At 66.5% G+C, this 12,732-nt stretch carries 3 protein-coding genes; 2 read left to right on the forward strand and 1 reads right to left on the reverse strand.

The genetic code is table 11. From position 1 onward, the window contains the following. Window positions 1–188: 188 nt before the first annotated feature. Window positions 189–788, reverse strand: coding sequence for a DUF4913 domain-containing protein (locus tag ABZ172_RS22095; protein ID WP_015579204.1), 600 nt, complete (start codon window positions 786–788; stop codon window positions 189–191). A 690-nt stretch (window positions 789–1,478) separates the two neighbouring features. Here ABZ172_RS22095 and ABZ172_RS22100 point away from each other — a divergent pair. Next, window positions 1,479–12,044, forward strand: coding sequence for a LamG-like jellyroll fold domain-containing protein (locus tag ABZ172_RS22100; RefSeq protein WP_356885620.1), 10,566 nt, complete (start codon window positions 1,479–1,481; stop codon window positions 12,042–12,044). Then, window positions 12,041–12,682 carry a hypothetical protein gene (locus tag ABZ172_RS22105; RefSeq protein WP_134666432.1) on the forward strand — a complete coding sequence of 214 codons (642 nt, stop codon included), beginning with the start codon at window positions 12,041–12,043 and terminating at the stop codon, window positions 12,680–12,682. Before ABZ172_RS22100 ends, ABZ172_RS22105 begins: the two co-directional genes overlap by 4 nt. Window positions 12,683–12,732 lie beyond the last annotated feature (50 nt).

Below are 12,732 nucleotides of genomic sequence, written 5' to 3' on the forward strand. Positions count from 1 at the left end.
CTGTGGCTCGCCGGGTATCCCCCAGGTGGCCGATCGGTCGTGGGCGAGGACGAAGCTGTGCGAACCGTTGGGCGTGGTGTGGTGCTGGGACAGCACCATCAAGTCGCCAGCCCAGAGAGCCTCCATCGCCTCCTCGGAGTCGTCGTCGACCGGCGAGAGATGGTCGAGGCCGAAGTCGGGAATGTCGTTCACGCCGCCACTTCCGCCTGCTCGGGCGCCGGGGTGGCCAGCACCCGGTGATTGGGGCGAGTTGCGCTGGTCGTGCAGGCCGCGAACGGTCCGTCGGGCGCACGCAGGTGCACCAGGGTCTGGTCCAGGTGGTCGCGGTGCCAGGTCGACGGGCCGGACAGGCCGGCCTCCGTGTCGGTGGACTGCTGCCAGGCCAGCCAGAGCGCGTGCAGCCGAGCGACGGCCTCAGGGTGTTCATGCCAGTGCGCGCACCAGGGACGGTTCGTGCTGATCTCCCGGCCGTACACCGGCAGGAAGAGGTAGTTCACCCAGTCGCTGAGGGCAGCGAGTTCGACGGCATATTCCTTGCCGCCCAGGGCGAGGATGAACACCGAGGCGGGGCCGTCGGGCTTCTTCCCGTCAGCCGCCTCGGATTCCGGAGCGCCGTCCGGCGGCTGGCTGCCGGTGGATTCGGGTTCGGAGCCGAGGCGGTCGAGTATGACGCCGTGCTGCCTGACCTCGGCCATGGTCTTGGCGAGGGTGCTGGCGAGGTCGTCGAGGTCTGCGTCGGGGACGCGGTACGGCTCGGGGCCGGGGGAGGTCGGGCTGGTGTCGGCCATGAGGGTGTGCTCCATCTGTGAGACGGCGACATGCCCGAGAGGATCCTGAGAATCAGCGGTTTGGTCCGGCCGGAAGAACGCGGTAGTGGAGCGCTATCGATCGGCACAGCGGGGAACGCCGTGCCAGCAACTGCAAGGCATGTGAGGCCTGTGTGCCAATGTCGAGCAAGGTGAGCCGCGCCATCGATGACGACTACATCCCACCCGCCGAAGGCGCGACGCCGTGCTCGGCGACAAGGGCTACCACTCCAACCCCGAACCGCGACGCACTGCGCCAGCGCAGGATTCTTGACCGCCCGGAACTCTCCCTCGCTGAGGTTTTGTGGGCCGGGCCATCTGTAGGAGACAAGGACATGCGGTTCGGACGTCCGCAGCCACGATGCGCCGGGGGTGTGTTGTGGAGGGTTGAGGGGAAGCGCGATGGCATCGCATTCACCCGCCTGCCGGTGCGATCCATGTCAACCATGACTTTTGGGCGTCACCGGTCTAGTGAACCCCGCTGCCCCTCCATTGAGTTGAGGGAGAGGCGGTGCGGCTCAGACGATCCCTTGATCATCACGTGAACATCACAAAATCTATTCGAGACTTGCACTACCGGAGTGATTCTCATACAAATCTCATGTCTTGATCATCCGCGTGGGAGTCCTTGTGCGTGCTGTGCGTCCCCTTGTTGTTGCCGTCGCCTTCGCGATGGCCGTTCTTGCCGGCACGGAGCAGGCGGCTGTCGCCTTTGACAAGACTGACGTGGTTCGTGTGCCCGTGGGGGAAGTGCCGGACCAGGACTGGGGTTCAGCTGCTGGGCGCAGCCACAGGGCTTCCACCGGCGTCACGGACGCGGTGGCCACCGGGGGGCGGGGAAACGCGGTGGATGCGCCGGGTGAACTCCCTGCGGAGGGCGCCGTATCAGAGCCACAGTTGGAACGTGAGGTGACGCTGCCCGCTCCTGGGCAGACCGTGGAAGTGGAGACTCCGAACCCTGTGACGCCTGCGGGCTTCGACCCTGAGCGCAGTGCAGAGGTGAAGGGCGAGCGCAAGGAGCGGGAGTCCACGTTTCTCAACGAGGACGGCACCTACACCACCCGCTTCTACAACGAGCAGGTCAACTTCCTGGACGGCCAGGGCGAATGGCAGAAAGTCGATTCTTCCCTCGTGCCTGCGGACGCACCTGGTTCGCACACGATGAGCGGGAACGACGAGGGACTGGGCTGGCAGACGACCACCACGGAGGCGCCGCTCGACTTCGCCGGCGACGCCGCGGACGGACCTGTTGTGACGATGGGGCTGGGTGACGGCCTGTCGGTGGGCTACGGGCTGGAGGACGCGCAGGAGTCGGAGGGGCGGGTGGACGGCAGTGCCATTACCTACCCCGAGGTGCGGGACGACGCAGACCTTGAGTTCGTGGCCGATAGTGGGTCGTTCAAGGAGACCATGGTCCTCCGGAGTAAGGATGCGCCGTCAACGTGGCGTTTCCCTCTCCATGTACAAGGACTGACCGCGCGCATCGCCGAGCATGGCGGTGTGTCCTTCACCGACGCCGAGGGCGTCGAGCGGGCGTGGATGCCGGCCGGCTGGATGGAGGACTCCCGTCATGCCGAGAACTCCGCCCAGGGGGAGATCTCCTCGGGCGTGACGTTCGGTCTGACCGAGGAGGCAGGGCAGCAGACCCTTGTGGTGACCATGGACCAGGAGTGGCTGCGGTCCCCCGAGCGTGTCTTCCCCGTACGGGTGGACCCGTCCCTGAAGTCGGTGAACGCGACTTCAGGGACGTACGTGCAGTCTCCGTACAACCAGAATTTCTCCAGTGACACCGTGCTGAAGACCGGCACCTACGATGCAGGGGGTCACAAGGCGGCTGCCTTCCTGCGCTTCTCGGGCCTGGAGACCACTCTCAAGAACGCCTGGGTGGTCAACACCAGCCTGGCGCTGTACAACACGTACTCCTACTCGTGTACGGCCAGGCCCGTGACGGTCCACCCGATCACGTCGAACTGGGCTGAGTCGACCACGACCAAGTACCCCGGGCCGTCGACGGGTTCTGCTCTCGCGTCGAAGAGCTTCGCGCACGGCTGGCGCCCGGAGGGGCAGACCGCTTACCCGTGTGGTGGTGCCAAGTGGGAGTCCATCAAGCTGGGTTCGGCCGGACGCAAGCTGGTGGATGACTGGACACACGGTCGGAAGAAGAACTACGGGCTGGCCGTCAAGGCATCGACGTCCGACTCCAAGGGATGGAAGCAGTTCGGTTCGGACGACTACCCCAACGGGAAGCCGAGCCTGGATGTCACGTGGACGCCGTACGGGGCGACCTACGGGCTGGGCGACTTCACCGCGCCGGTTACCGCCACCACTCAGGGGTCGATGAAGGTCACCGTCACCAACCGGGGGCAGGCGACCTGGCCCAAGGGCGGCGACTACAGGCTCCGCTACAACCTGTACAACGCTTCCGGCACGGAGATCACCGACAGCTCGAAGATCGCTTACACGCTCATGCCGAGCGACATCTCTCCCGGCGAGAGCGTGACGCTGGACGCCAAGATCGCACCGTTGACGCCAGCCACGTACACCATCGAGTGGACGATGACGGATCTCGGCGTCTCCCGCTTCACCACGGCAGGGGTGCCGGGCGCGGCCGTCAAGATATCCGCGGTCAACATACCGCCGGTGCTCACGGCCGAGGCGCCTGCGAGCGGCACCCCCGTGGACTCCCTCACTCCGGCCCTCTGGGCGAACGGAAAGGACACCGACCGCTACCCGTCATCGGCCCTCAGCTACACCTTCGAAGTCTGCGAGATCGAGGGAAGCGACAGCCGTAAGAACTGCCGCAAGGGGACGCGGAGCACCAAGCAGCAGTGGACGGTCCCGGCGGGATGGCTGTCCTGGGGCAAGACCTACGCCTGGTACGCATACGTCTACGACGGCAGTGCGACCTCGTCCCAGCCGCACGCCTCCGTCTTCACCACATCGGTCCCGCAGCCCGCGGTGACCAGTCACCTCGGTGGCGCGGACGGCACGAGTGAGATCGGCGCCCGCTCCGGCAACTATGTGACTGCGGCGACCGACGCGGCGATGCCGACCGTCGGACCGGAGCTCTCCGTCACCCGTACGTACAACTCCTTGGACCCGCGCCGGACCAACGCTTTCGGCGTCGGCTGGTCGACGCGTTGGGACATGCGACTGGTCCAGGAGACCGTGGGCAACACCGTGATGGTCACCCGGGCCGACGGGTCGCAGGTGCGCTTCGGCCGCAATCCGGACGGCACGCTCGCGGGTCCCTCCGGCAGCACCACAGACCTTGTCGCGGACTCGACCGGCTGGACCATGCGCCAACGCGGAGGGACGACAGCCCGGTTCGACAGCTCGGGACTGCTGACCTCCGTCACCGACAGCGCCGGCCGAGTACAGACACTGACCTACGGAGGGGCGGACAACCGCACGCTGAGCACGGTCTCGGACAAGCTCTCGGGCCGTTCGCTCCACTTCACCTGGACCGGCGGCCGCATCAGCTCGGTGACCACGAGCCCCATGGGTGCAGGCTCACCCGGACTCACCTGGACATACAGCTACTCCGACGACCGGCTGACGAAGGTGTGCCCGCCTTCGTCCTCGACCCAGTGCACTGGGTATGACTATGAGAACGGTTCGCTATACCACAGCATGGTCCTCGACGCGGGCCCACAGTCGTACTGGCCACTTGGCGAGGAGGAAGGCTCCACCGCGAGCAGCAGCGCGCCCTCCCGCGACGGCCTCAACGACGCCCTCTACCGTGACGTGACCCTTGGCGCTACTTCCGCGCTCACCGGAACGACGGACACCGCTGCCTCCTTCGACGGCCGGGACTCAGTCGTCGAACTCCCGGACGCAGCTCTGGAGACCTCCGACATCCTGACGGTCGAGCTCTGGTTCAAGACCACCCAGCCCGGAGTACTCGCCACTCTCCAGGACGCCGAGATCGGATCCAAGCCGACCCGATACAGTCCTTTCCTCAACGTGGACGCCGACGGCAAGCTGCGAGGCCAGTTCTACACGGTCGAGTACGCCGGCACGAAGCCGATCGTCTCCCCCAAGGCAGTCACCGACAACGCCTGGCACCATGCCGTCCTGACCAGCCAGGGCACCGCGCAGACCCTTTACCTGGACGGGGCCAAGGTCGGAAGCCTGACCGGGACCGTCAGCATGCGCGAAGACCAGAAGGCATACCTCGGCGCGGGCTGGGCCAACGAGGGCTGGATGGGCGTAGCGGCTGACACCCACCGCTTCAGCGGCACGATGGACGAGGTCGCGGTCTACGGACGCCCCCTCGACGCGGCGACTGTCAAGGACCACTACACCGCGCGCGAGGCCGCTGGCCGAATCACCAAGGTGACCCTTCCCTCGGGCAGGTCCCACGCTTCCGCCGTCTACGACCCGGCCACCGGCCGACTCACCGAGCACACCGACGACAACGGCGGAACGTGGAAGGTCTCCGCCCCCGACTACTCAGCCGGTTCAGTCACGTACGCCGACGAAGTGCGGGCCTTCGCACCAGAGGGCTACTGGCGGCTGGGGGAGCGCTCCGGATCCAAGGCGGTCAGCGCCGCAGGCGACGGATCGGAGGGTTCCTACGGGGACGGGACAACGCTGGGCGCAGCCGGTGTCTTCGCGGACGGTGACGACACCGCCGCCACCTTCGACGGGAGCGCCGATTCCTACGTCCAGCTGCCCAACGACCTGCCCACGAGCCCGACCACTCCCACGGTCGAGCTGTGGTTCAAGACAGCCAAGTCCGGTGTGCTGATGGGCCTGCAGGACGTGGAGCTGGGCGAGACCCCCACGTCCTGGCGGCCGGTGCTCAACATCGACACCGCCGGAAAGCTACGCGGAGAGTGGTACCTGGCCGGTAACCCGGGCGCGGACCCGATCACGTCGAGCCAGACGGTTACCGACAACAAGTGGCACCACGCCGTTTTGACCGGAGCAGTGAATACGCAGTCCCTCTACCTGGACGGTCAACTGGTCGGGTCGATGGCCGGCACCATATCCGACCAGGGAAGGCCGTACGCCTATCTCGGTGCGGGTTATGCGAGCTCCGGCTGGATGGGGGTGGCTGCGGGTACCTACCACTTCACCGGCCAGATGGACGAGGTCGCGCTGTACGAGCGCACCATGAGTGCGGCAACGGTCAAGAAGCACTACGCCGCCCGGTCCGCACTAATCACCGGTGACAGCGCCCACTACCGCGGCGAGATCGTCGGGGACGCCCCGGCCGCGTACTGGCCGCTGGACGAGAACAAGGGCGCGACCACTGCAGTCAGCAGGGTCACAGCTGCTCAGGGCAACGGCACCTACGTCAATGCGACTGCAGGAACGACAGGCATCTTCGGCACGGGCGACGGGCAAGCGGTTCAGCTCTCCGGGACCGGGGCGGTCTCCGTCCCCGGCAATCTGGTGGCAGGCACCACGGACCTCACGGCCGAACTCTGGTTCAACACGACGAAGTCCGGTGTGCTGCTCGGATTCCAGAACGCCGCACTCGGCGCCACGCCGACTTCTTGGCGCCCCGCCCTCAACATTGACGAGGCAGGGAAGTTGCGTGGTGAGTGGTATCTGACGGGTAATCCGGGCGCGAAGCCGATCACTTCCACCCAGACGGTGACCGACGGCAAGTGGCACCACGCAGTGCTCACCGGTGCCCGTACCACTCAGTCGCTCTATCTGGACGGTGTGCTCGTCGGTTCGCTGGCAGGCACGATCTCCGAGCAGGGGCTGGCGTACGCCTACCTCGGCGCAGGGTACGCAAGCTCCGGGTGGATGGGAGTAGCCAGCGGTACCTACCGGTTCACCGGACAGATCGACGAAGCAGCCATCTACCGCAAGGCGCTGTCGGCCGACCAGGTCGCCGACCACTTCCAGTCACGCGAGCGGTCCGGGCTCTCTTCGCTGGCGGCCACCATCGGCGTGACCGACCCCCTCGGACACACGGTCCGTACGTCGTACGACGCGCTCAAGGGCATGCGGCCCACGCAGGTCACGGACGCCGAAGACGGGGTGACCACCTACACCTACGACACGGGTGGCTTCATCCACACCGTGACCGACCCCAACGGGCACGCCACGGTCACCGGGCACGACGCCCGGGGCAACGCGGTCACCACCACGACGTGCCGTGACGCGGACTCGTGCTGGAGCGCGTACACCGAGTACTACCTCAACCCGGACGACGAACTCGACCCGCGCAATGACAAGCCGGTCACTGCACGGGACGCACGTTCCACCGGGCCGGACGACGACCGCTACAAGACGTCCCTGACCTACACAGCGCTCGGCCTGCCCAGCACCACCAGGCTCGCGGACGCCCGTACCGCGACCACCGCCTACACCGACGGCAGCGAAGCAGCTGTCGGCGGCGGGACCACCCCGGCCGGGCTGGTCGCCAAGGAGACGACTCCTGGCGGCGCGGTGACCACCTACCGGTACTTCGCCACGGGAAGCACCGCCGCGATCACCTCGCCCTCCGGACTGGTCACCGAGTTCACCTACGACGGCCTGGGCCGCAAGACTGCCGAGAAGCAGATATCCGACGCCGCTCCTGAGGGCGTGACCACCAGCTACGGCTACGACACCATGTCCCGAGTCGTCTCCGAGTCCGGCGTCGGCGTGAAGAACGAGATCACCGGAGTGACACACACTGCGAAGATCACCCGGTCGTACGACGCCGACGGCAACCTGCTCACGGAGTCGGCCGAGGACACCTCAGGCGGCGACGCCAAGCGCACCACGAGCTATCACTACGACAGCCACGGCCTGAACGACACGGTCACCGACGCGGAGGACCATGTCACTTCCCTCACCCACGACGCCATGGGACGGGCCGCCACGACGACCGACCCGACCGGCACCCGTCTCACCTACGCCTACACACCGCGCGGCCAGCACGCCGAAACCGTCCTGAAGGACTGGACCGGGTCACCTACCGGCGAAGTCCGCGACCTGGTCGTCACCTCCAACGCCTACGATCCCGCAGGCCGCCTGGCCTCCTCGACCGACGCGATGGGCGCCACCACCACGTTCAGCTACTTCGACGACGGTCTTACCGCGACGAGCACGGCACGGCAGGTGAAGCAGGCGGACGGCACCCGGCGCGATGTCCAGCTGGAGTCGAACACTTACGACGGTGCCGGAAACCTCACCCGCCAGGTCACCGGCGGCGGCAGCGTGACCATGACGCACACCGTGGACGCGACCGGGCGCACCACCCGCAGCGCCCTCGACCCGGACGGCCTGAACAGGATCACCGACCTCGCCTACGACGCGGACGACCGGCTGACCGAGGAGAGCCGGCCGGTCGACGGCTCGGGGAAGCGGCTGACCACCACCGCTGAGTACGACGCCGCGGGCAACGTCACCCGCCAGCAGATCACCGACGGCACGTCCACCCACATCACCACCAGCACCTATGACCAGCGAGGGTTGCCCACCTCCACCGTCGCCCCCAGGGGCAACGCGGAAGGAGCCGACCCCGACACATACCGCACCACTTACCGGTACGACGCGCTCGGGCGCCTGGTGGAAACTAAGGCACCGGCCACTTCAGTCGAGAACAAGGGCGGGACGGCTGCCACAGCCACGCCGACCACTCTGGGCGGATACAACACCTTCGGCGAAGCGACGGACAGCCGTGACGCACGGGGAGCCGTCACCCGCACCACTGTGGACGGCCTCGGACAGCCCACCGCTGTCACCCTCCCCGACTACACACCGCCCAGCGGCACCAAGATCAGCGCCGTAAGCAGCACCACGTACGACGCCCTCGGCAGACCCGCCACGACGACGGACCCGCTGGGCCGCACCAGCCGCTACACCTACGACCAGTTCGGAAGCCTGGTCCGGCAGACCGACCCCGTCGCGGGCACCGTTCCCACTGTTCTCGGACTGGAGAAGTCCGGCCTGCTGGACAGCACCTCCACCGACCTCGACGGAGCGGGCGTCTCGGAGTTCACCTGGACCCCGACCGGCCTGCAACTCTCAGCCACCGACCCGACAGGGGCCAGGACTCAGGCCACCTACGACGAGCTCGGTCGTCAGCTGACCGCGACGACTGTCGAGCAGTATCCGACCCTGCAGAACCTCACGACGCGGTACGTCTGGGACGACGCGGGCAACCAGACCGCATCCACCACCCCCGCAGGCCGCACCACCACCGCCACGTACAACCCGGCGGGGGAGACGACCACGGTGACCAACCCGGTCTACGGCGTCACCCGGCTCAGCTACGACCGGCTCGGCCGGCAGACCCAGATGACCGACCCGACCGACCGCAGGAGCACTACCACATACGACGCGCTCGGCAACGTCACAGCCGCAGCGGACTACGGCACAGGCCAGAGCGTGCTGCGTACCGCGAAGGCGGAGTACGACGCCGACGGCAACAGGACGGCCACCGTCTCCAGCACTCAGGCGCGCACCACGTACACCTACGACGCACTGGGGCACATCACCAAGCAGGTCGAACCCGTGACGGACGCCAAGTCCATCACGACGACCTTCGGCTACGACGCGGCGGGCAACCGCACGCGGCTGACTGACGGCCGGGACAACACCACGACGTACACCTTCACGCCCTGGAACCTGCCCGAGTCCACCATCGAACCCTCCACCACCGCCCACCCAGCCCTTACCGACCGCACCTGGACGACCGTCTACGACAAGGCGGGCCAGGACATCGCCGAGCTGCTGCCCGGCGGCGTGGAGCGCCGACGTACCTTCGACGGCCTCGGCCGCCTCGTTCGCGAGACCGGCACGGGCGCGGAGGCCGCCACCACCGACCGCACCCTCACCTATGACCTTGCGGGCCGCATCACCGCCGCCGGCACGGGCAACGACCTCGCACGGAACACGTACACCTACAACGACCGAGGACAACTGCTCACCGCCGACGGCCCTGGCGGAAAGGTCGGCTACGGCTACGACGCCGACGGCAACATGACCGAGCGGGTGGGCGTCGAATCCGAGTCGTACTACGGGTACGACGACGGCGGCCGGATCGACTGGGTCTGGGACTCCCTCAGCGACAGCGACATCTGGTACGACTTCGACACCGCAGGCAGGCCCCTGCTCGAGGAGTACGCGGTCAAGCCCGCAGGCTCCACGGAGTACGAAGCCACCGCCCGTCGCGACTACACCTACGACAGCCTCGGTCGCCTCGCGAGCGACAAGGTCGCCAACCTGGACAAGACAACGCAGAAGGCCGGCACCACCTACGGCTACGACCTCGACGACCGCCTCACCGAGAAGACGACGAGCGGAACCGCAGGCGCGGGGAAGAACACCTACGGCTACGACAAGGCCGGCCGGATGACGTCCTGGACCAGCGGCACGACCACCACCGCATACGGATGGGACGACGCCGGCAACCGCATCAAGGCAGGAGCAGCCACCGCTTCGTACGATGCCCGCAACCGTCTGACCGACGACGGCACCACCACGTACGGCTACACCGCACGCGGAACTCTTGCCGCGGCCACCAAGGGCGCCGGCGCATCCCGGGCTCTGACGTTCGACGCCTTCGAGCGCAAGGTCAGCGACGGTTCGGCGACGTTCACCTACGACTCGTTCGACCGCGTCGCCCAACAAGGCAACGCCACGTTCAGCTACGACGGCGGATCCAACAACCTACTCAGCGACGGCACCAGCGTCTACAGCCGCACCCCGGACGGCGCCCTGCTGGCCAGCCAGGCGGGCAATGCGGCCCCGCAGTGGTCCATCACCGACCAGCACACCGATCTGGTCGCCGGCCTCTCGGCCGACGGCACCCAGGTCATCAGCTCCACCGCCTACGACCCCTTCGGCCAGGAGACCGCCACAAACGGCACCACCCCCGCCCTGGGTTACCAGTCCGGCTGGACCGACCCCACATCCGGCGACGTCAACATGGCGGCCCGCTGGTACCAGCCCGGCACCGGAGGCTTCACCTCCCGCGACACCTGGCAGCTCGACCCCTCCCAGTCCGCACAACGCGCCAACCGCTACTCCTACGGCTTCGGATCACCCCAGAACGGCACCGACCCGACCGGGCACTTCTTCCCACTCGTAGCTCTCGGCGGACTCGCTGTCTGGGAAGCGCTGGGTTGGGGAACCGCCGGCGTAATCGCCGTAGGAGGCGGAGCAGTGGCCGCCGACCGGTACGTGCGTTCGCGTAGCGACACCATGAGTAACAGCTACGTCCAGACCAATGTCCTGTCGAACAGCTACGCACGGTCCACGGCCGCCGCGATCCGAGCCCAGGCCAGCAGGTTCAGCAGCTCGCACTCCACTGGATCATCGGCAGGGGGAGGGAGCGGCGCGGGATACACCCCCTACTACCCCCGCTGGAACACTGCCCCCACCTATCCGAACCTGGGCAGTGCTGCAGCCCAGTCAGTCCGCGCCGCAGTTCGCCCGCCCCGCCCGGTAATCGACCAGAACGTCAACAACGGCCCGAACCCCAAGCCGGCCCCGAATCGGCCGGCGCCCAAGCCCGACTGGGACCCCAAGAACGGCGGCTGGACGCCCGGCGATGGCTGGAAAATGATCGTCGGCGCACTAAACATGCTGAACCTGGCCGGCAACGACCAGTTCCAGCCGGAGCAAGCCCCGACCCCGTATCCGGCCGCAGGAGCTGACCCTGGTTCAGGTACCGATGACGACAAGCCCAAGGACTGCCGTCGAAATGGCAAGGGGTGGAAGGAACCCGGGCAGCGGGATGCCGCGAACGGGAACCGGGCGACGGCCATGAACGCCTGCCTCGACCTTACGCAGATCCAGGGCGGGACGAAGACCGAAAAGGACACCCGCCCGCCGGGCTACAACTGGGCTGGCCGGTATGCCGCCGTTCATGGTGAAAGTCCGAGTAGCGCTGTGAACAACTGCCATCTCCTCGGGAAGCAGCTGGGCGGCTCGGGGACGGACCTCGCTAACCTGGCTACGTGCACGCGACCTGCGAACACCCACGTCGACGGTCCTGGGAGGCTGCAGGACACCATGGTCAAGTATGAGGACAGAGTTGAGGCAGCTGTCAGCCGTGGGGAAGTCGTTCGGTACACCGTGGAGCCTGTGTATGCGGGACCTAGAACGGTTCCAGTTGCATTTCACATGAAGGCCGAGGGTGTTGCGCCAGGCAATCTTCCCGGGGAGAGGTTTGATGTTCTGGTGCCGAACTCTCTCAACACGCAAAAAAGCGGCTGGAAGAACTTCGGTATTGTCAACTACAAGGGGCTTCCTGTTCCGATCGGAGGAATGTCATGACGAATGGCGGAGTTATCGGGCTGACTGGTCACCAGGCCTTTCAGGGGCTGAGTGAACTCCTTTCCCTGAATCATGAGGCTGGCGACGAAGTTGACTGGTCCGAGATGCAGCGGTCCTGGGGGACAAACTTTCCGTCGGACTATAAGTGCTTCATGTCCGTTTATGGGGTCGGCTCGATCTCGGACGGTATGGATATTGCGCGTCCTGGCCCGCCACGGGGTGATGAGTCCGGCTCCATGGGGCAGGAGACGGCGAACGCGAGACTTGCTTGGGGTCTAAAGCGCACGCCGGAGCGGTCGGGCCTGGTGAAGCTCCCGCTCATTGCCTGGGCGGTGACAATCGGTGGAGACGTGGCCTGTTGGCTTACCTCTGGCGACGACCCTGAGGATTGGCCAGTGGTCGTCGTGCGGGGGGATTCAACCGTCAGTATTCAGCGATACGGAATGGCGGAATTCCTGAGACAAATTCTCGTTGGTGAACTTGACGAGTGCCCCTTCGATGACGCAACCCTATGGAGGGGCGGAGAGCAGAGATTTCTCCATCGCAGGGAGAGGGGGCGCCTTATCGCTGAAGGGTTTGATCCGTGGACCGGACTTCCTGATGAATATTCTGACATGAATCTGGAAGACTTCTCCTGAGGTGTAATTGACGGTTGCTCAGCTTTTCCTGACGTGCGGTCAGTCATGCA

The organism is Streptomyces sp. NPDC006296, from assembly GCF_040613235.1.
In the GTDB taxonomy this organism is placed as follows: Bacteria; Actinomycetota; Actinomycetes; order Streptomycetales; family Streptomycetaceae; genus Streptomyces.